Genomic DNA, 23,196 nt, shown 5'->3' on the forward strand with positions numbered 1-23,196 from the left:
TTTTAAACTACTATTTTAAGATTATCATAAGCCAAAAATATCCCATCTGGCAATTTAGCCTGTACTTCATCATGAAAACCAAGTAAGTGACTAATATGCGTAAAATACGTTGCCTTAGCCCCTATTCTTTTAGCAAACGCTAAAGCTTCTTCCAAATTAAAATGAGAATGATGGGGCTCTATCCGTAAAGCGTTTACCACTAAACATTCTAGGCCTTGCAATTTTTGAATTTCATCCTCCTCAACTTGTTTAACATCAGTTAAATACGCAAAATCACCAATTCGATATCCCATTACCGGTAATCTATTGTGATATACCCTAATAGGGGTAATTAATTGTTTTCCTATTTTAAATTGTTGGTCCTCTTTTAAGGTATGAACTTTTACAGCTGGCGCTCCCGGATATCTATTTTCATCAGCAAAAATATAATCGAATCTACGTTGAAGAGCTTTAACCACTCTATCTTCTGCATATATAGAAATATCTCCTTGTCTAAAGAAAAAAGGCCGAATATCATCTATACCAGCAGTGTGGTCAGCATGTTCATGTGTAAATAAAATACCCTCTAAATCAGATATTGGATTCGACAACATTTGCTGTCTAAAATCTGGCCCACAGTCAATTACAATATTTTTATCTTCCCAAGAAACCAGAACAGAAACCCGTAATCGCTTGTCTTTTGGGTTATCACTAAGACAAACAGGATGTTTACTACCAATTACAGGAATACCTTGAGATGTGCCCGTTCCTAAAAATGTAATTGAAAGTTTATTCATCATTTATTCAAAATTATGACTTATTTGTGTAATGAAATTGGTGAACTTGTTAACTTTGTTAACATAAATTAAGTCTTATGGGTAACCCTTTGAATAAGGACCGCGAATTTGAGAATATTCCATCAATTAAAGCAAAAACTTTACGTATTAACCTGAACCCTAATATTTACGGTACTTTCGCCGAGATTGGTGCAGGTCAAGAAACTGCCAGGCATTTTTTTAGAGCTGGTGGTGCTTCTGGTACAATTGCAAAGGCAATGAGTGCGTATGATAAAGCGTTTAGTGATGCTATATATGGAGTAGAAAAAGATAATAGATACGTTACGCAACCAAGGCTTAAGCAAATGCTTAAATACGAAATGGACCTGGTGGAAGAGCGTATTGATAGAAAAAGTAACCCAGACTATCTATTCTTTACTTATGCAAATACTGTTGCCACCATTGACTTTTCTAAACGATACAAGGGACATGGTTGGGTTGGAATTAAGTTTCAATTAGATCCTGACCAGAAAGAATACGATGAAATAATTCTTCATGTAAGATTTAAACAAAATGAAGCACGCTTACAACAAGAAACCTTAGGTATTCTTGGTGTAAATTTAATTTATGGGGCATATTTTAAGCATGACAAACCCAAAAAATTATTAAAATACTTGTACGATCATATTGATAAAGACACTGTTGAAATTGATATGATAAATTTTATAGGACCTAACTTTAGAAATGTTGATAATAGACTAATTAGCTTGCAGTTAATTAAGAATAACATGACAGATGCAGTTATGTTTGGTCCTGATGGAAACAACCTTTTACCTGCCGCCGTACTTTATAAGAAAAACATCTTAGCTCTTAGAGGAAGTTTTAGACCAGTTACTAAGGTAAATTTAGATATGTTTCAAAAATCTTACGACATTTTTGTAAGAGAGCAAACTGTAGATCAAGAGAATACTATTGTGATTTTTGAAATTACGTTATCGAATTTATCAGCATCTGGAGAAATTGACGAGCAAGACTTTTTAGATAGGGCAGAATTGTTAAGTTCAATGGGCCATTTTGTAATGATTTCTAAATTCCAGGAATATTATAAGTTAGTTGAATACTTTAATAAATACACCAAAAATAGAATTGGATTAACCATGGGGGTAAATAACCTCGTAGCCATTTTTGATGAGAAATATTACAGACATTTAAGTGGAGGTATTCTCGAAGCATTTGGTAAACTTTTCTTTAAAGATTTAAAGGTGTATTTGTATCCCATGAAAGACCCTGAAACAGGTCAAATTATGACGAGTAACAATTTGAGGGTACACCCTAGAATGAAAGAACTTTATAAATTCTTTAAGTATAATGGTAAGGTTATGGACATTATTGATTATGACCCAGACATTATGCATATTTTTTCTAGAGACGTACTTAAAAGGTTACGTAATGGAGAAAAAGGTTGGGAAGAAATGCTTCCAAAAGGTATTGCAAAAATGATAAAAGATAAAAACCTCTTCAGTCGAAAAGAGAATGAAGAGGTTCAAATAACACAAGAAGTAGACGATGAATAAGAAATACTTATTCTTCTAAAAGTTGAGCGGCGTGATCTTTGGTTTTTACCTTGTCGATTACACGCTCCACTACTCCTTCTTCATTGATTATGAATGTTTTACGATGTATACCGTCAAACTCTTTACCCATAAACTTTTTGGGTCCCCATACTCCAAAAGTTTCAATAACAGTACGGTCTTCATCTGCTAAAAGTGGAAAAGGAAATTCGTATTTGGCTTTAAAGTTTGCTTGTTTTTTTTGAGAATCTGCACTAACTCCCAACAAATTAAATCCTTTATCCTGTAATGCTTTATAATTATCTCTAAGATTACAAGCTTCAGCAGTACAACCAGGAGTGTTTGCTCTTGGATAAAAGAAAACTACTAGCTTTTTACCAGAGTAATTAGAAAGACTAATTGTGTTACCGTCTTGGTCAATTGAAGAAAAATCTGGTACTTTATCACCTATTTTTAAAGTATTCATTATATTTTGTTTAACTATTTTAAATCAAAATTAGACAATTTTGACTAAACAAGAGAAAGTAAATTTCACTATTGACAAACTACAAGAGCTGTATCCTGAAATACCAGTTCCTTTAGACCACAAAGACCCATACACCCTATTAGTAGCGGTATTATTATCGGCTCAAAGTACAGATGTAAGAGTAAATAAGATTACGCCATTACTCTTTGAACGTGCAGACAATCCGTTTGATATGGTAAAATTGAGCGTAGAAGAAATTAGAGAAATAATTAAGCCAGTTGGTTTATCTCCCATGAAATCGAAAGGTATTTATGGACTTTCTAAAATTTTAATAGATAAATATAATGGTGAAGTTCCAAAAGAATTAGAACTTTTAGAAGAATTACCGGCAGTAGGTCATAAAACGGCGAGCGTAGTAGTTTCTCAAGCTTTTGGTATTCCAGCTTTTCCTGTAGATACACATATTCATAGATTAATGTATCGTTGGGGATTTTCTAACGGAAAAAATGTTGTACAAACTGAAAAAGATGCCAAACGATTGTTTCCAAAGGAATTATGGAATGATTTACATCTACAAATAATTTGGTATGGTAGAGACTATTCACCTGCAAGGGGTTGGAATTTAGAGAACGATATCATTACCATGACTATAGGTAGAAAAACGGTACTTAATCAATACTACAAAACAAAAAAGGCCGCTAAATAGCGGCCTTTAATGATAATTAATGCTTTTTTAATTCAAGATAGTCTCGAATTGTCCTCCTTGAAAATCAGAAATATTCAAGGCTTTTGAATAATTCAACAAAAATTGGATTGTTCCTTTACCAACCTTTGTTAAACCTAATGTTTGTTCTTCTGAGTAAATTTTTTCCATATTCTAGCATTGTTAATTCTTTATCATTAACGCCACTAAATTGGAAATATTGCAAGAGTCGACCTAATGCAGATTAATTCGTTAAAACGATATTATTCTTTTCTACGATTTTTCGAAGGTTTATTAAAGCGTAACGCATTCTACCTAAAGCTGTGTTTATACTAACTCCAGTGTTTTCTGCAATTTCTTTAAAGCTCATGTCTTTATAAATACGCATCATCAAAACTTGCTTTTGGTCTTCAGGTAATTCGTCAATTAAATACGTTAAATCCGTATCAATTTGTTCTTTAATCAACTGTTTTTCAGCGTTTAACTTGTCATCTTTAATTACTGAAAAGATATTAAAGTCATCACTACCTTCGAACTTTGGCATTCTTTTGTTCTTTCTAAAGTGATCTATAATTAAGTTATGCGCTATACGCATTACCCATGGTAGAAATTTACCTTCTTCACTGTATCTACCTTTTTTAAGAGTTTTAATCACTTTAATAAAGGTATCTTGGAAAATATCTTCGGTAACTTCTTTATCTAATACTTTAGAATAGATAAAGCTTGAAATACGTTGATTGTGACGATTAATTAAGACTTCTAGAGCTTTCTCGTCTCCGTTGATATAGTTTTTTACCAGTATCGAGTCATCGATTTGTAGTTCCATACAAATTACTTTTTTGGTTATCTCCACCACAGACCATAGCATAATAGTCTGCAAAAGATGATATTTAGTTATTAAGTTTTAAAAAAGTAATTATCGCTGTATAGGCCTATCAGTTATTTAATTACACCCCAAATATATGTAAATGTACTACCGAGGTGAAAACATTGTTGTGATCTACTGGTTTTTAGATGTAAAGTGCTGCAATATATATATAAAGCACATTGCACAGTATCTTTGTAAACATATTTTCGACAAATGACGCTAAAAACGGACATAAATCCTAAAAAAAATATTATCATAAAAGGTGCCAAACTACATAACCTCAAAAACATAGATGTAGTAATACCTAGAAATAAGCTTGTAGTAATTACAGGATTATCGGGTTCTGGTAAATCATCATTAGCTTTTGATACACTGTATGCTGAAGGTCAAAGACGCTATGTAGAGAGCCTTTCATCTTATGCAAGACAATTTTTAGGCAAATTAGATAAACCAAAAGTCGACTATATTAAAGGTATAGCGCCGGCAATTGCAATTGAACAAAAGGTAAACTCAACCAATCCACGTTCTACTGTAGGTACTACAACAGAAATTTACGACTATCTAAAATTATTATTTGCTAGAGTTGGAAAAACTATTTCACCCCTATCTGGTAAAGAAGTTAAAAAGCATACCGTTGCAGATGTAGTTGACTATATAAAAACATTTGATGAAGGAAGTAAGCTATTACTTCTTGCACCGGTTACTATTAAAGAAGAAAGAGACACTATAAAGTCTTTGCAATTATTTTCAAAGCAAGGTTACGCTCGTATAAAGTATAATAATAAGGTTATACGTATAGATGAAACTCCAGAAGACATTGGCAAAGAGTTTAGTCTTGTTGTCGACCGTGTAGTGGTCAAAAAGAATGATGAAGACTTTTTAAATAGATTAGGTAATGCAGTTGACAATGCCTTTTTTGAAGGTAAGGGCACCTGTATTATAGAAGATTTAAACTCAGGTAATACAAAAGAATTTAGTAACCTTTTTGAAATAGATGGTATGAAATTCTTAGAACCAAATGTACATCTATTTAGTTTCAATAATCCTTATGGTGCCTGCCCTAAATGTGAAGGATACGGAGATGTTATTGGTATAGACCCAGATTTAGTAATTCCAAATACCGCGCTTTCTATTTATGAAGAGGCCGTTTTTCCTTGGCGTGGAGAAAGTATGAGTTGGTACCGAGATCAATTGGTAAATTCTGCATATCAATTTGATTTTCCAATACACAAGCCTTGGTTTGAATTATCAGAAGAGCAGAAACAACTAGTTTGGAATGGTAATAACCATTTTATAGGTATTCACAAATTTTTTGAGCAATTAGAAGAAAAAAGCTATAAAATTCAGAATAGAGTAATGCTTTCCAGATACCGTGGCAAAACTAAATGCTCAGTTTGTAATGGTAAAAGATTGCGTAAAGAAGCTAATTATGTAAAAATAGATGGTAATTCCATTTCAGACTTAATAGAACTACCAATTGAAAATTTAATTGTGTTCTTTGAAAAACTCACGTTAACTGAACACGACCAAACTATAGCAAACAGATTATTAAAAGAAATAACTACACGTCTTGAATTTTTGAATAAGGTTGGTTTAAACTACTTAACGCTAAATCGAAAATCTAATACCCTATCTGGTGGTGAAAGCCAGCGTATAAATTTGGCTACAAGTCTTGGAAGTAGCCTTGTTGGCTCCATGTATATTTTAGACGAACCAAGTATTGGCCTCCACCCTAAGGATACAGAGAATTTAATTGAAGTTTTAAAATCTTTACGAGATTTAGGTAATACGGTTATTGTTGTAGAACATGATGAAGATATTATGAAAGCTGCTGATGAAATAGTTGATATAGGTCCAGAAGCTGGTACACACGGAGGGCAAGTGGTAGCAACAGGTTCCTTCTCAGAAATTTTAAATTCTAATTCATTAACTGCGCAGTATCTTAATGGCAATTTAGAAATTGAAATACCTTTAAACCGAAGAAATTCTAAAAACTACATACAAATTATAGGGGCCCGAGAGAACAACCTCAAAAACATAAATGTAACTTTTCCGCTAAACATGTTGACCGTGGTAACCGGTGTTTCGGGTAGTGGAAAAAGTACCCTGGTAAAAAAAATTCTTTATCCTGCTATGTTAAAAGCAGTAGGTGGTTATGGTGAAAAAGCAGGTCAGTTTACCAAAATAGACGGAAAATACACGCAAATTAAAAATGTTGAATTTATAGACCAGAATCCTATAGGTCGTTCTTCTCGTTCTAATCCAGTAACTTATATTAAAGCCTATGATGACATTAGGGCCCTTTTTGCTTCTCAAAAATTGAGCAAATTAAGGGGTTACCAAGCCAAACACTTTTCTTTTAATGTAGATGGTGGTAGGTGTGAAAAATGCAAAGGTGAAGGAGAAATTACTGTAGAAATGCAGTTTATGGCAGATGTTCATTTAGAATGTGATGTTTGTGAAGGAAAACGATTTAAAAGAGAAGTTTTAGAAGTTCAATTTGAAGGAAAAAACATCAATGATATTCTAAACCTTACTATTGATGATGCTGTTGCGCATTTTGAAAAATTCAATCAAAAGAAAGTTGTTCAAAAATTAAAACCCTTGCAAGATGTAGGTTTAGGTTATGTAACCCTTGGTCAGAGTTCCTCTACCCTATCTGGCGGCGAAGCCCAACGTATTAAGCTCGCATCTTTCTTAGTTAAGGGAACCACTAAAGATAAAACCCTATTTATTTTTGATGAGCCTACAACTGGTCTCCATTTTCATGACATAAAAAAACTTCTTAAATCATTTTATGAATTATTAGAAAAAGGCCATTCTATTGTAGTGATTGAACATAATATTGAATTGATAAAATCTGCTGATTACATCATAGACCTCGGCCCTGAAGGTGGAGAAAAAGGTGGTCAGCTATTAGCTGAAGGCACTCCTGAAGAAATTGTTCAAAGTAAAGCTTCATTTACCGCTAAGTATTTAAAAGAAAAGTTATAAATAATCATTGATTTTCTAAATCTGTATACATGTTTAGTTAGTATAACCACTCAAGGTTAAAATTACTTGTACTTCTACCAGTATATTTAGTTTATTGATTATCAGACATTTAATTTCATTTTTGAATTTTTGGCACGCTGTTTGTTTTAAACTGGGTGGGATGTAAATAGTTGCACCTAGAATTAAACCTTAATAAGATGAAAAAGTTAGTACTCTTAATGGCAGCACTGGTATTCGGAGCTTCGAGTGCGAACGCTGCAACGATTGAAAATAGTACCACTGCAAATAGGTACTACAATGGCAACTCATTTATTTTTACGGAACGTGGTATAACGTTTGCCGTTTATCCTGATGGTGAATTTGATTTTTACATAGACAATCGCGTAAATGTAGGGGTTGGCGCACGAATCGGTGATGTGGGTATAACGTTTAATTCCGGTTGGGATTACAACCCTTTTGTTCAGTATGATGATTATGGTGCTGTTATACAAGTAGAAAACGTTCCTATTTTCTATGATTTCTATGGAAGAGTTTCTCAAATTGGAGATGTAGATGTTTGGTATAGAAACGGTAGAGTTCGTAGACTAGGAGGATTAAATGTATTTTATAACGGTGGTGTTATAAGTCATTATACCGGTTTTATAAATGTGTACAATAGAAGATATATATACAGACCATTTCATAGATGGTTTGCCAGACCAGCAGTAGGGTTTTGTAACGTTTGGACCTCACCATATAGAAGATACTATAACCCGGTGAGATACACATGGCATAGACCTTATAATAATAACCTTAGAAGAAGTTATGCTCATGTTGGTAAAAGATATACTTATAATCGTAACCGAAGAGCAAAAATTTATAGAAACGATAAGCGTGTTGCTGTAAGAGACCAAAGAAGAACCGTAGAACGAAATTCTGGTAGAACTAGTAGAGACTACGCACAAAATAGAAGTATTGATAGAAGTAGTAATACTAGGGCGTATAGAAGTGACAATACAAAAGTTAATAGAAGTAATTCTAATGCAAATAATAGAACTGTAGAACGTAGAAGTTCAGCAAGTCAGCGTAACAATGTTACGAGAAGTTCAACTAATAATAGAGGAACAGCGGTAACACAAAGAACGGTAACTCGCACTCCAAATAGAACTACAGTTACTAAGAGAGAAATTACAAGAACTCCTGAGCGTAGAACAGTTAGTAGAAGTACTAAAACTTATAATAAGCCAGCAAGTAGAAGTACAGTAAGCAACCGTTCAAGAAATAACACTTCTAGTGTAAAAAGAAGTACAACAACACAAAGAAGAACGGTAACCAGAAGTACAACTTCTCGTTCTAATAATAGAAGTTCTGCTCAAACAAGAACAAGAAATAGCAGAGTTCAATAAAGATTGTTTTTAGGTTGGTTAGTTGTTTGACCCCGTGGTAAGTCTTACTTATCGCGGGGTTTTACTTTTTTATAAATCTATGCAGTAGTTGATTAACCTCTTCTGAGATATTAAACCTGAACAGTAAACCCAAATACATGGCTGTAACCAAAATAGATTTTATTAGAATATTTACAATGGCATGAAAAGGAAATTGTAAATAAGAAAAAAGTAAACCCAAAAACACCAAGGTTGACAGTATCTTAAAACTTGCTTTTGTGAATGGATGAAAACCAAACTTGAATTTTACAAAAAATAGTTTTACCAAATTAAAAATGCAGATAGAAATAAAACTAGCAATTGCAGCTCCTTCTATACCCATTTTCGGAATTAACCATATGTTTAATACAATGGTTGTTATTGCCAACAAAACACCTAACATTAAAGTGATTTTGTAATATTTTGAGTTGTATAAAATGGAATTTATGTTTCCCAAAACCGAATCAAAAACCTTAGCGAGACCAATAAAAAAAACAATATAAAATCCCTTACTATATTCTTTGGGTAGTAAAGTATATAAATCTTTAAGATTCAAAACAATCAAAAGGAACACAATACCTGAAGCAATAAATAAAGTAAGTGAAGATTTTTGATACAATTCTTTGAGGCCTCTTAAATTTTTTTCATTCAGAAGCTTCGCTGTAAGCGGGTAAGTAATTTGATGCATAGCCCTAGAAGGCACTATAATAACAGTAGCAATGTAAACGGCTACTCCGTAAAAAGCAACATTTTCAATAGCTACATACTGGTTAATCATAAACTTATCTATTTCTAATAAGATTAAAGCCGCGGAGCCCCCTAAAATCATTAAAAAACTATAGTTCAAAATTTGTTTGGTATTGGTTGGAAAATTAAAATTTAAAACCGGTTTTCTAAGTTTATACGCATACAGTTTCATAAGTACTGTTCGCATTACGTACACCACAACTAGTGCCTTTAAAAAAAGTGCAAGGGTTAACCACTCGTAAGACAAACAAATTAGCAGAATAAGAACACAGAGTCTGGCAAAAACTTCTTTCATAAAGTTGCCAAAAACTGACTTTAATTGCACTTTACTCCAAGCATAAAAAATCTCAAAATAGGCCATACAAAGCCCAATAATAAATATGTACCAAACGTAATCTTTGGCAATGGCATTTTCTTGGGCTAAAAAATTTGAAATATTTTCATACTTAAAGTAAATCAGCAACGCCAACGGAACTATTACCAGTAATGGGCTAAGTAACAGTAGCGTTAAAAATCCGTTTCTCTCTTCCTTTTGTTCGCTATAAAATTTTACCAAGGTATTATGAACCCCTAGTGCCAGTAAAGGCATAATAATAGCAGCGGTAGCCAAAATAAAGGTTACTAATCCATAATATGTTGGTTCTAAAATTTGAGTGTAGAGAAATAGGGTGTTTATTGCACCTAATCCAAAACCCACATACGTTGTAAGGGTATTAACAATTGACTGTTTTACTACGATTCCCATTGCAAGACTTCTGCCAATTTCTTTGTTAACGCTTTTCTATGGTATTGTTCTATAGCTATAGAATTGCAAATTAATTCTCCTTTTTTAAAATCGGAATACCACTTTTCCAAAATGTTCCGTAGAGCCTTTTTATCATTTCGTTTAAAATAATATCCTGCATTATGGTCTTCCACCATTTTACCTGCTTCCCAAAGCTCAGGGCCTATTGCTAAAATGGGTCTTTTAACTTTTAAATATTCAAACAATTTACCAGGAATTATGCCTCTGGTTTTTTTAGCATCTATCTCTAGCAATAACAGTACTTGAGATGAAGCTTGATACGAGATTACCTTATCATGCCCTACATACCCTACTTCAGTAAGATATAGCTGTAATCCGTTAGAATTGAGAGACTCCTTTACACCGTCACCAACGATTCCAATTAATTGAATTTCTAAATCGTTTTTGAATCCGTCAACTTCAACAAGCATTTCGCTAAGAACCTCCCATAAAACCTCTGGATTTCTATCTGTTAGCAAAGAACCTATATGAGAAAGCGTAAATTTTTTGGTTAACTCCATTTCTGGTTTTTCACCAACGAAACCATTGGTAATTACGTTAATACCGGTACGGGTTAAAACTTTAAATTCATCTCTAGTATTTTTACTAGTAACTACAACAGTATCCGCATTATCTAAAACGGATTTCTCTAAAGTTTTGTGTTTTTTTTGAGCCCATTTGGTAAGCTTTAATTGATTATGGTAGCCTATAGTTGTCCAAGGGTCTCTAAAATCTGCTACCCATTTAATAGCATATTTCTTTTTTAACTGTAAACCAATGAGATGAAGACTGTGCGGTGGACCAGTAGTAATCAATGTAGAAATGGCCTCTTTTTCGAGAATATTTTCAATACTTTTTACTGAAGGTCTTACCCAATACTTTCTAGCATCTGGAATAAAAAAATTACCTCTAACCCATAATAACAATCGCTCTAAACCTGACTGTTTATCCTTTTTTGGAATAATGCCTGAACTAATACGTTTGGTTTTTTTTCTTGAAAAAATTGATGCCCAAGAGTAAGGTTCAATTATTGGTTCTTTTATAATCTTGATGTTTGTAGGTAATTGATTTACTAAGCTTTCATCTACCAAAGGATATGTTGGGTTTTCTGGAATAAATACAATGGGTTGTATACCATAATTGGGTAAATATTTTACAAAATTCAACCATCGTTGTACTCCAGGCCCACCTGCAGGTGGCCAATAATAGGTGATAATTAACACCTTTTGCATTAAGCTTCAGTATTTAGTTTGTTCTTTTGCTTTTCAGACCTAACAAAACCAAAAACCACACCCGCTAAAATTAATACCCCAAGAAGAATGTTACTAGCTAGAGCTATCTGACTCCCCTGCTCAACTACTTCTGGTTCAAATCGAAATTCAATTTCATGTTCTCCTTCTGGAACGCGCATTCCTCTTAAAGCATAATTCACTCTAAAATGTGGTACAGGTTGACCATCAATAAAAGAATGCCATCCATGAGCATAGTACATTTCAGAAAACACAATAAATGCATCATTTTTAGATGAATATTGGTATTTAACCACATCTGGGCGGTGATCAATAACAGAAACAGAAGCCAAAGAATCTTGTTCGAAACTACTTTTAGTTAGTTTCGGAAACTTTTGCTGATTAACAATTGCTTCCGTTTTACTATCAAAATCTGATAACGCCTGTATTTCTTCATCAGCAGATTCTACCATCTTTATGGTATTTACAAACCAAGCAGCTCCATTTGTAGCATCATTGTATGCCGGAAAACGTTTGCCTTGTTCGTCTTCTTGAACTATATACTTAACATTAAGCATATTAAGCACTTGCAAATTATTATTGTATAAATGAAACTCGAATAAATCTTGCAGTCTTTTTGGTTTAGCTGCATGATATCCACCAATGGATTTATGAAAATAGGATGTTCGAGCACCGTTTACACCTTCATTTGGGTCAAATACTCTAAAAACAGAATTATCTTGTTGTATCTGCTCATCTAATCCTGAGGCTTTAAAAGGTCGTTCTACTTCTCTAGCTCGCACAAAATCTTCTGTATTTACGTAACGGGTGGCAACACCAACTAAATCAACTAAAATTAAAACAGCGAGAACTAGAAATAAGTAATTTTTTTTCAATTTATTTTGGGTATACACCCATAAAATAGCGGCTGTTAAAAGCACAAAGACTAAACTTCTTATAGTATCACTCGTATATACAGCTTCTCTGTCTAACCGAATCATCTCCATTAACTCTTCTCCAAAGTATTGAAGATACTGTACATCATTTTGGCTTTCAAATGCAAACATTCCGTTAACCAAAAACAAAATTACCCCCAAACCAATCATTATAATTGACGTCCATTTAAGTGCACCCAATCGTTCTGTATTTGAAGTTGATTTTTTAAGAAATTGTTTAAGTCCTAAAATACCTAGTGCAGGCACACAAAGTTCTAATACAACTTGTATGGAAGATACTGCCCTAAACTTATTGTAAAGTGGAAAGTAATCAATCATAAAATTAGTAAGGGCCGGAAAATTTTTACCCCAAGAGAGTAATAGTGCTATTATAGCTCCAAACAATAGCCACCATTTATGTTTATTCTTAACTAGAAATAGGCCCAAAACAAATAAAAACAATACCGTAGCTCCTAAATAAGCTGGACCCGCAACAATGGGTTGATTACCCCAATATAATGGCATGCTTTCTGTAAAAGACGCGGCTCTTGTTGGTGGTAGACCTTGACCGGTTAAGAACTCATAGGTTTCTGAGTCCTTACCCAAATTTTCACTATTAGAACCACCAAATAACCTTGGCACAAATAAATTTAAAGACTCTGTAATACCGTAACTATATGTAGTAATGTACTCTTTATCTAATCCTTCTTGAACCACTTTCTCGGAACCATCGGCATTAATAGTGAGTTCAGATTTACCCCTTGTACTCCAATCAGCATATTGTTTTGTAGCTAAAAGTCCTGTTGCGTTTGTGGCAATTGCTAAACCCACTGCTAAAATCAGAAGACCTACTGAAGAAAAATAATGAAGTATTTTTTTTTCTTTAATTGCATACACCAAATAAACAGCACCTAAAATCAAAACCAATAACATAAAGTAATAGGTCATTTGATAATGATTAGCGCTAATTTCTAAAGCCATAGCAATAGCGGTGAGTAAAAATCCAAGAATATATTTTTTTCTAAAGGTTAGCACTATACCTGCCAATACCATAGGAATATACCCCAAAGCATGTGCTTTTGCATTATGCCCTACCCCAAGAATAATTATTAAATACGTTGAAAAACCAAAAGCTAAACTTCCTAAAACTGCTATTCTATAATCTACTTTTAAGGCCAGCATTAAAATGTAAAAACCCAATAGATAAAGAAAAAGATAATCTGCGGGTCTAGGTAAAAAGCGAATTAAACGGTCTAGTTTTTTTACATAGTCATTGGGGTAATTAGCACCCAACTGATAGGTGGGCATACCCCCAAAAGCACTGTTTGTCCAATAGGATTCTACCCCTGTAGTTCGCTTATAATCATCGCGTTCTTTTGCCATGCCCTTGTATTGGGCAATATCTGATTGAAAGATTGCTTTGCCTTGTAAAACAGGATTGAAATAGACTAATGATGCTACTATAAATACGAGTAAGACTACAGCGTTTTTAACAACTGTTTGAAATGTAAGCTTCATAGAATTTTATTGGAAGCCTTAAATATCAGTCAATTTCTTCAAAATCTATGTATTCACCCACTTTTTTTGAAGATTTTGTTCTTTTTGAGGGGTTGTCTACAATTGTTGTATCACCTTCATTATCTGCATTTTGACTATTATTATGGTAGCCATTAAATTGCTGTTGAAAACGCTCTTCAGTTTTTTTAACAGCAAAATTTAATAACTGGGGTCCCAACCATTTCCAAAGTATTTTGAAACCGTAGTATACGATTAGTACTATTAATATCGTTTGTAATAAAACCATTTTGCTTTCGCTATTGATTCAAAATTACTTTGTAAGTATCTAAAAACTAAAATTCGTTTCATAAAATAGTATTAAAAAGCTATGGTGAACCTAAAATCACTCTTAATTCTACTTTTTTTCTCAACTGCAGTTACTGCTCAGTATACAGATGTTATTAATTCTAACAGACCTGGCAAAGCAGTTAGCGCATATGCATTGGGCAGCAATGTATTACAATTTGAGTTTGGTGGACTCTATGAAAATCAAAATCACTCCGAAAACAATACAGATTCTAATGTAATTGGTGCAGACTTAGCAATTAGGTACGGATTGTATTTTGAAACGCTTGAAGTTGTTTATGAAGGCACTTATATCAATCAAGATATTACCTTCAACAATTTCGATATAAATGAAACTAGAACAGATTTTAGACAGAATCGCTTAGGACTTAAATTTTTAGTATTTGACCCTTTTAAAAATGAAAAGGCAAATAAGCCAAATCTTTACAGCTGGCGCGCAAACAACAAGTTCCAATTTAAAAACTTATTACCAGCCGTGTCAATTTACGGAGGTGTAAACTTTAATTTAGGCGATAATCCGTTTTACCCTGAAGACGAATTACTTTCTTATAGAGCCATGATTGCCACACAAAGTAAATTAACTCCAAAATCTGTATTAATCACCAATTTTGCGTACAACAGAATTACTACTGATTTTCCTGAACTCAATTATTCCATTTCATTTTCCCACGCTTTTAGAAATCCTAAGTGGAGTATGTTTATAGAACATCAGGGATTTAATAGCGACCGTTATTCTGATTTGTTATTTAGAACAGGTATTGCACATTTATTTAGTCCAGATTTTCAAGTAGATATTAATTTTGGCGGCAGTATAAAGACTACACCAACACGCTATTTTGCTTCAGCAGGATTGTCTTACAGGTTTGATATGCATAAAGATAGATTAATACCTGAACGTAAAAAAGACCCTGAAAACCGAATCAAAAAAGGAAGTATGAAACGCAAGAAAAAGAAAAAAGACTTCTAGTTTTTCTTGTACAAAATCCACCTGCTTTATAAGTATTATCCCTAATATTGTGTCATAAATATTGGGCATGATTAAAGTTGTTGAAGTAACTACAAAACAAGGTCTGAAAGACTTTGTAAAGTTTCCATTTTCATTGTACAAAAACAATAAGTTTTGGGTACCTCCAATAATTAAAGATGAAATGGAGTCTTTTAACAAAGATGTAAATCCCGTATTTAAAAATGCAGAAGCTACTTTTTTTCTAGCTTACAAAGAAAATACCATTGTTGGTAGAGTTGCGGCCATAATTAACTGGTTAGAAGTTAAAGAACAAGGACTTAAAAAAATGCGTTTTGGATGGTTTGATTTTATTGATGACCTAGATGTTTCTAAAGCTTTACTTGCAAAAGTTGCAGAAATAGGCCATACACATAAGCTCGAATTTATGGAAGGTCCTGTGGGGTTTTCAAATCTTGATAAAGTTGGTGTACTCACAGAAGGTTTTGACGAGATTGGTACCATGATTACATGGTATAACCATCCCTATTATAAAAATCATTACGAAACCCATGAATTTGTTAAGGAAAAAGAATATTTAGAAAATAAGTTTAAAGCAGCTGCAGCTGACCCAAAGCTTTTTGAAAAAGCCAACCTACTTATTAAAAGGAGATTTAAGTTAAGAGAACTAAATTTTACGAACAGTAAGGATATTATGCCATGGGTAGACAAAATGTTTGATTTATTCAATGAGTCTTATGCTAAACTTTCCTCCTTTGTAAAGATAACCGATATTCAAAAAGAGTATTTTAAAAAGAAATACATCAGCTTTATAAACCCAGAATACATCAAATTTGTTGTTGATGAGAATGATGGTTTAGTTGCATTCGCCATTGTTATGCCTTCATTTTCAAAGGCTTTACAAAAAGCTAACGGAAAGCTATTTCCTCTTGGAATTTTTCACTTATTACATGCACGAAAAAACAGCAAGGATGCTATTTTTTATCTCATAGGAATTAAACCAGAATACCAAAGTAAGGGGGTTACTGCTATTATATTTAACGAGTTTTATCACACATTTAAAAAACGTGGTGTTGAGAATTGTATACGAACACCAGAATTAGAAGAGAATACCGCTATTAGACAAATGTGGAAACATTTTAATCCTATTACCCATAAAAGAAGAAGAACCTACAGAAAAAATCTATAGGTTCTTACTTATAAATTATAAAAAGTTAATACTTACTCACCCATTGCCGCAGCTACTGCAGCAGATAATCTTTTGTAAGTACCGTTTTGCAAACGCTCTCTAATAGAAGAAAAAGCCTCAAGGGTTTCAGCAATGTCCTCCATGGTATGGGTAGCAGTAGGTATTAATCGAAGTAAGATTAAACCTTTAGGAATAACCGGATATACTACAATTGAACAGAAAATACCGTGATTCTCTCTTAAATCTTTAACTAGTGCCATTGCCTCAGGGATACTACCATTCAAATACACAGGAGTAACACAACTTTGAGTTGTACCTAAATCAAAACCTTTTTCACGTAAACCATTCTGAAGTGCATTTACATTTTCCCAAAGTTTTGCTTTTAACTCAGGCATAGTTCTCAACATGTCTAATCGCTTTAATGCTCCTTTTACGTAAACCATAGGAAGCGATTTTGCGAACATTTGAGAACGCATATTATATTTTAGATAATCGATAATTTCTCTATCAGCAGCAACAAAAGCGCCAATACTGGCCATGGACTTTGCAAAAGTAGCTAGGTATACGTCAATATCATCTTGTACGCCTTGCTCCTCACCTGCTCCCGCACCAGTTTTACCTAAAGTACCAAAACCATGTGCATCATCAACTAATAGTCTAAACTTAAATTTTTTCTTAAGCGCAACAATTTCTTTAAGTATACCTTGTTCTCCGCGCATACCAAACACTCCTTCAGAAATAACAAGAATACCGCCACCAGTTTCTTGAGCCATTTTGGTAGCTCTTTCTAAGTTCTTTTCTAAACTTTCTGGATCGTTATGCATAAAAGTGAAACGTTTACCCATATGTAAACGCACTCCATCTATAATACAAGCATGACAATCAACATCGTAAACAATAATATCGTCTTTGGTAACTAAAGCATCAACTACAGACATGAATCCTTGATACCCAAAATTTAGCAGGTACGAAGATTCCTTATTAACAAAAGCTGCTAATTCTTTCTCTAGCTGCTCATGATAATCTGTATGACCACTCATCATACGTGCGCCCATTGGATAAGCCGAACCGTGTTCAAGCGCAGCTTCAGAGTCAACTTTTTTAACTTCTGGTAAATTGGCAATACCTAAATAATCATTAATACTCCAAGTAATAACATCCTTACCATGGAACTTCATTCTATTAGAAATAGGTCCTTCTAATTTTGGAAAAACAAAGTAGCCTTCTGCCTGGGAGGCCCATTTACCTAATGGTCCTTTGTTTTCAATGATTCTATCAAATAAATCCCTCATCTGCACTATTAATTGTATGAACTGCAAAAGTATATATTAGAACATGCAGTTGCAATTAAATTTTTATACAAAAAAACACCTCATTGGAGGTGTTTCAAAATTTCACCACAAAGTTAATTACTTTATGTATTCTATCTTTTTAGCTTCTGTCTTAGATTCTTCCTGTAAAAAGCCCTGAGATTCCATCCAATCATCGCTATAAATTTTACTCATGTAGCGAGAGCCGTGGTCAGGAAAAATTATAACAACGTTACTATCTGCTGCAAATTCGCCTTCTAAATTGTATTGAAGTGTTGCCTGCATTGCCGCCCCACTAGTATAACCCACAAACAAGCCTTCAGAATGAGCAATTTTACGAGCCATATGGGCACTTTCTGCATCTGTAACTTTAATATAACGGTCAATAACGTTAAAATCTGTGGCAGCTGGAATTAGATTTTTACCCAAACCTTCAATTCTATAAGGGTAAATTTCTTCCTCATCAACCTCACCAGTTTCATGGTACTTTTTCAATATTGAACCATAAGCGTCTACTGCCAATATTTTAATTTCTGGATTTTGTTCTTTTAAGAAACGAGCTGTACCAGAGATAGTTCCACCTGTGCCACTACATGCCACTAAATGGGTTATTTTTCCGGAAGTTTGATTCCAAATTTCTGGACCAGTAGTTTTATAATGTGCCTCAATATTTAAGGCATTAAAATACTGGTTTATGTAAATGGAATTTGGTGTTTCTTGGTGAATTCTTTTGGCTACTTCATAATATGAACGCGGGTCATCTGCACTAACGTGAGCTGGACAAACGTAAACCTCTGCTCCCATAGAACGAAGCATGTCTATTTTATCAGGAGATGATTTTGAGCTTACCGCTAAAATACAACTGTAACCTTTAACCATACAAGCCATTGCAATACTAAAGCCGGTGTTACCAGAGGTTGTTTCAACAACAGTACTTCCTGGTTTTAGAATGCCTTTTGCTTCGGCTTGTTCAATTATGAATTTTGCTATTCTATCCTTTGCTGAATGTCCTGGATTAAAGGCTTCAACTTTTGCATAAAAGTTACCGCTAAGGTTATCTGCAATTCGGTTTAATTTAATTAGGGGAGTTTCACCAACTAATTCTAAGATATTGTTGTAAGCCTTTATCTTATTTTCCATAGTTAAGTTTTGTTTAGAGCGTTGAAAAAACGCCATAACGCAAGGCAAAAATAGTATAAATTATTGAGTATGAATCTTTCCTTCTAAATCTAATATAAAACTAAATTCTTTTGCGGTTTCTTTAAGTGCTTCAAAGCGACCCGAGGCACCACCATGGCCAGCATCCATATTGGTATCTAAAAACAATAAATTTTTATCTGTTTTGTGAGCTCTCAATTTAGCTACCCATTTAGCAGGTTCCCAATATTGTACTTGACTATCATGCAATCCTGTGGAAACATAGATGTTTGGATATTCTTTAGCCTCAACATTATCATATGGAGAATAACTTTTTATGTAATCATAAAATTCTTTCTCATTGGGATTTCCCCATTCATCATATTCTCCAGTGGTTAATGGTATAGTATCATCTAACATGGTAGTTACCACATCTACAAAGGGTACAGCTGCGATTACACCGTTATATAATTCTGGATTCATGTTCACAATAGCTCCCATTAATAAACCGCCCGCAGAACCTCCCATGGCATATAAGTGTTCTGGGCTTGTGTATTTTTTTGATATTAAATGTTTAGAAACATCAATAAAGTCTGTAAATGTATTTTTCTTATTTAGTAGTTTACCATCTTCATACCAAGGTCTACCCAAATACTCACCTCCTCTTACATGTGCAATAGCGTAAATGAATCCCCTATTCAATAGACTTAAGCGCACCGTTGAAAAATACGGGTCCATTGTAGAACCATAGGAACCATAAGCATACTGCAATAATGGACTTGTACCATCTCTTGGAGTATCTTTATGATAAACAATTGAAACGGGCACTTTTTTTCCATCTCTAGCAGTGCCCCAAATACGCTCAGATTTGTAATTCTCTTTAGTAAACTCACCTAAAACCTCTTGCTCTTTTAATATGGTTTTCTCCTTGGTATCCATATTAAATTCTATTATGGAGTAAGGAGAAGTCATGGCGTTGTAAAAGTATCTGAGTTTATTGGTTTCAAAATCAAGATTGGTTGTTGGCCCCATGACGTAGGTTTCACTATCAATTGGTAAATAATAAGAATTAGAGCCATCCCAACGAATAACTTTCATTTTATTTAAACCATTCTCTCTTTCTGAGAGTACATACCAGTCTTTAAAAATCTCAATGTCTTCTAAGAGTACATCATCTCTATGTGGAATAAATTCTTCCCAATTATCCATAGCGGTTAGATTCTCTCCTGTTTTCATCAATTTAAAATTGGTAGCGCCATCTTTATTTGTTAGGATGTAAAAACTATCATTAAAATGAGATATGGAATATTCTAAACCTCTAGTTCTTGGAGAGAAGACCTTAAATTCTTGATTAGGCGTATTGGCAGGTAAAATTCTGTATTCAGTTGTCATAGTACTAGCCGAACCAATAACTAAATACTTTTTTGATTTTGTTTTATAAATAAATGTGGTAAAAGTTTCATCTTTTTCTTCAAAAACTAAAACGTCTTCTTCAACAGGGGTACCAATAACATGTTTAAAGATTTTATCTGATCGTAAAGTAACAGGGTCTTTTTTGGTATAAAACAAGGTTTTGTTGTCTTCAGCCCAAACTGAACTACCTGTTGTGTTTTCTATTTTGTCCTCAAGAATTTCGTTGGTTTCTAAATTTTTGAATTGAATGTAATATTGTCTTCTAGAAACAGTATCTAAACCAAAAGCTGCCCATGTATTGTCTGGACTTATAGAAATACCTCTAAGGTTAAAAAAATCATGCCCTTTAGCTAATTCATTACAATTAAAAAGTAACTCGGCGGAATTCTCTAATTTTTCTTTTTTACGTTCATAAATTGGATATTCCATTCCCTTTTCATAACGCGTTAAATAGTAATATCCGTTTAATTTATAGGGTACTGAGGTATCATCTTCCTTTATTCTAGACCGCATTTCTGAATATAATGCTTCTTGAAAATCTTTAGTATGTGCCGTAAGTGTTTCGTAATATTCGTTTTCTGCGTTTAAATAGTCGATAACTTCTTGGTCTTCTCTTTGGTTTAACCAATAGTAATTATCTATACGCGTATCACCATGCTTAACCAGTTCTTTAGGATTTTTTTTAGCAATAGGTGGTTGAACTTTCATAGGCGTTTTTTTGCAAGAGGATGCAAAAATAAGACAGTTTACGAGAATACATTTTAAAAGTGAAGTAGTGTTCATAATAATTGATTATGAATGCAATGTAGTATTTTTGAATTTTAAAATTGAAGCATATGTTTGGAGACCTAATGGGAATGATGGGTAAACTTAAAGAAACTCAAAAAAAAGTAGAAGCCACCAAAGAACGTTTAAAAACGGTTACTGTTGAAGAAAAATCCAATGATGATAAAATCAAAGTAACCTTAACTGCAAATAGAGAAATAAAATCGATACATATTTCTGATGAGCTTTTAAGTGATAAAGAACAACTAGAAGACTATTTAATTTTAACACTGAATAAAGCTATCGACAAAGCCACTAAAATACAAGAAGCAGAATTAGCTGCAGTTGCCAAAGATGGTATGCCCAATATTCCGGGAATGGATGCGTTTATGAAATAGTAGAACATAAAAACTTTATTTATGAAACTAGTTGTTTTAATCATAAGTCTATTTGTTTTAGTACCAGTAACGGATACTGAAAAATCTTTAGATTGGCATACAGATTTGGAAAAAGCCAAAAAGATAGCCGGTTCTGAAAAAAAGAATATTTTGGTATATTTTACGGGTAGCGATTGGTGTGGACCTTGTATTCAATTAAAGAAAGATTTATTTGAAACTTCCGAATTTCAGGAGCTATCTAGTGAATATGTTTTAGTCTATATTGATATTCCTCGTAACAAAGATTTAGTTTCTAAAAACCAAATGGAACATAACAAAGCTGTTTTTTCTAAACTAAATAAAAAAGGTGTTTTTCCACTGTTTGTTGCCTTAGACAGAAAAGGGAATGTTTTAGATGAATATTCTGGTTATAGTATGAATGGTGAAATTGGTTATCATCTAGACTTTCTTAAAAGAAATCAATAAAAAAAAGCCTTGAGACAACTCAGGGCTTTTTTTTATTTGAAAGCGTTCTTTTAGTTATTAATTAAACGGAACTCAGTTCTTCTATTAGAAGCGTGCTCTCTTTCTGTACAAGAAACACCATCAGCACATCTGTTCTTTAATCTACGCTCACCATAACCATTAGCTACTAATAAGCTTGAGTTTACACCTTTAGTGATTAAGTAATCAGCAACAGCTTTAGCTCTTCTTTCAGATAAACTTTGGTTAGAAGTTGAAGTACCTCTAGAATCTGTATGAGAAGCAATTTCTAATTTTACACCAGGATTTTTTTCTAAAACTGGCATTAATCTGCTATCGATTATACTCTTAGCCTCAGAAGTTAATGAAGCGCTACCTAAATTCCAGTTAATTGGTAAAGCTTGGTACTCAACTAAAGCACACTCTACTTCTTTCCAAGAAGTTAAACCACCCTTAGATTTAAGAACTTCTTTAGTTACCGTTTTAGTAACAGCAGGTATAGTTTCTTTAATTGATTTTGCAGGCTGATCAATTACGGTTTTTGTAATTGTTTGGTATTCTGCAGGTATAACTTCTTCAACAACCTTAGCAGGCTCTAACATAACTCTCTTGGTGTATGTTGAATTTTTAGCTGTACCAGCAATAGTTTCTACAGAAGCAGCAGAAGCTAAAACTTCAGTACTTACCGTTGTGAATTCTGCAGGATACCCTTTATAACACCAGTATCTACAATCATCTGGATTACCAGAAGCACAATCAGGAGCTGGTGAACCAAGTTCCCATTGAGCATATGCTGGCTTAATTTCAATAGTTTCTGAACTTCTTTTAAAAGTAGCTGGAACAACTCTTAAAGATTCAGCAGCTGCTCTAGAAACATAAGATACAGTTTCTGTACCCCATTTTGCAGGTATAACTTTTAATACCTTACTTTCTTCTTTTACTAGTACTCTTTCTGTAACTGTTTTGTATGTTGCAGGTACTACCTTTAAAACATCGTAAGCTGGTTTTACTGTTACAGAAACACTTTGATTTTCATAAACATCTGGAGTAGTACAACGTACATAACATTTTCCAGGTTCTGGATTCGATGGCAAATCTTGTGCCCAAATAGTTGCAGTCGCTAAAAAAGCGGCAAAAAATAAACTTTTTTTCATTTTTATAGTCTTAGTTAATTATTTACAAGAGTGTTATCACTTCTTACAAAAACTTAGAAACGTCATTTTTAAAAAAGTCACAATAA

19 protein-coding genes are annotated in these 23,196 nt (G+C 33.5%); 8 read left to right on the forward strand and 11 right to left on the reverse strand.

Annotated elements, in window-relative coordinates; all coding sequences use genetic code 11:
• Positions 1 to 2: 2 nt before the first annotated feature.
• Positions 3 to 779 (reverse strand): MBL fold metallo-hydrolase, encoded by a 777-nt coding sequence (locus H5V42_RS02720; protein WP_185781580.1) that lies wholly within the window; start codon positions 777 to 779, stop codon positions 3 to 5.
• Positions 780 to 853: 74 nt separating this feature from the next.
• Between H5V42_RS02720 and H5V42_RS02725 the strand changes: the two genes are divergently transcribed.
• The gene (locus H5V42_RS02725; protein WP_185781581.1) at positions 854 to 2,329 is read left to right on the forward strand and encodes a TonB-dependent receptor; all 1,476 of its coding nucleotides are present in this window, start codon (positions 854 to 856) and stop codon (positions 2,327 to 2,329) included.
• A gap of 7 nt (positions 2,330 to 2,336) precedes the next feature.
• On the opposite strand, the gene bcp is transcribed toward H5V42_RS02725, so the two are convergent.
• Positions 2,337 to 2,792: a thioredoxin-dependent thiol peroxidase gene (bcp, locus tag H5V42_RS02730; protein WP_185781582.1), complete on the reverse strand. Its 456-nt coding sequence runs from the start codon at positions 2,790 to 2,792 to the stop codon at positions 2,337 to 2,339.
• A gap of 40 nt (positions 2,793 to 2,832) precedes the next feature.
• Between bcp and H5V42_RS02735 the strand changes: the two genes are divergently transcribed.
• Positions 2,833 to 3,498, forward strand: coding sequence for an endonuclease III domain-containing protein (locus tag H5V42_RS02735; RefSeq protein ID WP_185781583.1), 666 nt, complete (start codon positions 2,833 to 2,835; stop codon positions 3,496 to 3,498).
• A gap of 241 nt (positions 3,499 to 3,739) precedes the next feature.
• On the opposite strand, the gene H5V42_RS02740 is transcribed toward H5V42_RS02735, so the two are convergent.
• Positions 3,740 to 4,321 (reverse strand): RNA polymerase sigma factor, encoded by a 582-nt coding sequence (locus tag H5V42_RS02740; protein ID WP_185781584.1) that lies wholly within the window; start codon positions 4,319 to 4,321, stop codon positions 3,740 to 3,742.
• 255 nt (positions 4,322 to 4,576) lie between these two features.
• Between H5V42_RS02740 and uvrA the strand changes: the two genes are divergently transcribed.
• Together uvrA and H5V42_RS02750 are read left to right on the forward strand one after the other, a co-directional pair.
• Complete coding sequence (gene uvrA / locus H5V42_RS02745) at positions 4,577 to 7,357, forward strand: excinuclease ABC subunit UvrA (protein ID WP_185781585.1); 2,781 nt, start codon at positions 4,577 to 4,579, stop codon at positions 7,355 to 7,357.
• A gap of 197 nt (positions 7,358 to 7,554) precedes the next feature.
• Complete coding sequence (locus H5V42_RS02750) at positions 7,555 to 8,742, forward strand: hypothetical protein (protein WP_185781586.1); 1,188 nt, start codon at positions 7,555 to 7,557, stop codon at positions 8,740 to 8,742.
• 61 nt (positions 8,743 to 8,803) lie between these two features.
• Here the strand turns inward: H5V42_RS02750 and H5V42_RS02755 are convergent, their stop codons facing one another.
• The 4 genes from H5V42_RS02755 to H5V42_RS02770 are packed head-to-tail and all read right to left on the reverse strand — an operon-like array spanning position 8,804 to position 14,259.
• Positions 8,804 to 10,252, reverse strand: a complete 1,449-nt coding sequence (locus H5V42_RS02755; protein WP_185781587.1) for a lipopolysaccharide biosynthesis protein — start codon at positions 10,250 to 10,252, stop codon at positions 8,804 to 8,806.
• Positions 10,240 to 11,523 carry a glycosyl transferase family 1 gene (locus H5V42_RS02760; protein ID WP_185781588.1) on the reverse strand — a complete coding sequence of 428 codons (1,284 nt, stop codon included), beginning with the start codon at positions 11,521 to 11,523 and terminating at the stop codon, positions 10,240 to 10,242. Before H5V42_RS02760 ends, H5V42_RS02755 begins: the two co-directional genes overlap by 13 nt.
• Positions 11,523 to 13,973 carry a YfhO family protein gene (locus tag H5V42_RS02765; protein ID WP_185781589.1) on the reverse strand — a complete coding sequence of 817 codons (2,451 nt, stop codon included), beginning with the start codon at positions 13,971 to 13,973 and terminating at the stop codon, positions 11,523 to 11,525. Before H5V42_RS02765 ends, H5V42_RS02760 begins: the two co-directional genes overlap by 1 nt.
• Before the next feature lie 25 nt (positions 13,974 to 13,998).
• Positions 13,999 to 14,259 carry a DUF4834 family protein gene (locus tag H5V42_RS02770; RefSeq protein ID WP_185781590.1) on the reverse strand — a complete coding sequence of 87 codons (261 nt, stop codon included), beginning with the start codon at positions 14,257 to 14,259 and terminating at the stop codon, positions 13,999 to 14,001.
• 81 nt (positions 14,260 to 14,340) lie between these two features.
• On the opposite strand from H5V42_RS02770, the gene H5V42_RS02775 reads away from it, so the two are divergent.
• Both H5V42_RS02775 and H5V42_RS02780 read left to right on the forward strand, forming a co-directional pair.
• Positions 14,341 to 15,285: a transporter gene (locus H5V42_RS02775; RefSeq protein ID WP_185781591.1), complete on the forward strand. Its 945-nt coding sequence runs from the start codon at positions 14,341 to 14,343 to the stop codon at positions 15,283 to 15,285.
• Between the two features lie 67 nt (positions 15,286 to 15,352).
• Positions 15,353 to 16,471: a GTP cyclohydrolase gene (locus H5V42_RS02780; protein WP_185781592.1), complete on the forward strand. Its 1,119-nt coding sequence runs from the start codon at positions 15,353 to 15,355 to the stop codon at positions 16,469 to 16,471.
• Positions 16,472 to 16,503: 32 nt separating this feature from the next.
• On the opposite strand, the gene H5V42_RS02785 is transcribed toward H5V42_RS02780, so the two are convergent.
• The 3 genes from H5V42_RS02785 to H5V42_RS02795 all read right to left on the reverse strand — a co-directional run bounded on the left by H5V42_RS02785 (position 16,504) and on the right by H5V42_RS02795 (position 21,039).
• Positions 16,504 to 17,763, reverse strand: a complete 1,260-nt coding sequence (locus H5V42_RS02785; RefSeq protein WP_185781593.1) for an aminotransferase class I/II-fold pyridoxal phosphate-dependent enzyme — start codon at positions 17,761 to 17,763, stop codon at positions 16,504 to 16,506.
• Between the two features lie 117 nt (positions 17,764 to 17,880).
• Positions 17,881 to 18,921, reverse strand: a complete 1,041-nt coding sequence (locus H5V42_RS02790; RefSeq protein ID WP_185781594.1) for a PLP-dependent cysteine synthase family protein — start codon at positions 18,919 to 18,921, stop codon at positions 17,881 to 17,883.
• Positions 18,922 to 18,981: 60 nt separating this feature from the next.
• Positions 18,982 to 21,039 (reverse strand): S9 family peptidase, encoded by a 2,058-nt coding sequence (locus tag H5V42_RS02795; RefSeq protein WP_229665637.1) that lies wholly within the window; start codon positions 21,037 to 21,039, stop codon positions 18,982 to 18,984.
• A 128-nt stretch (positions 21,040 to 21,167) separates the two neighbouring features.
• On the opposite strand from H5V42_RS02795, the gene H5V42_RS02800 reads away from it, so the two are divergent.
• Entirely contained in the window at positions 21,168 to 21,494 is a 327-nt protein-coding gene (locus H5V42_RS02800; protein WP_185781596.1) for a YbaB/EbfC family nucleoid-associated protein, read from the forward strand.
• A gap of 21 nt (positions 21,495 to 21,515) precedes the next feature.
• A complete protein-coding gene (locus tag H5V42_RS02805; RefSeq protein WP_185781597.1) occupies positions 21,516 to 21,959 on the forward strand; it encodes a thioredoxin family protein in 444 nt (147 codons plus the stop codon).
• Between the two features lie 50 nt (positions 21,960 to 22,009).
• Here H5V42_RS02805 and H5V42_RS02810 read toward each other — a convergent pair whose 3' ends face one another.
• Complete coding sequence (locus H5V42_RS02810) at positions 22,010 to 23,110, reverse strand: OmpA family protein (RefSeq protein WP_185781598.1); 1,101 nt, start codon at positions 23,108 to 23,110, stop codon at positions 22,010 to 22,012.
• Positions 23,111 to 23,196: the final 86 nt, after the last annotated feature.

This window comes from Croceivirga lutea (genome assembly GCF_014235875.1).
GTDB lineage: Bacteria > Bacteroidota > Bacteroidia > Flavobacteriales > Flavobacteriaceae > Croceivirga > Croceivirga lutea.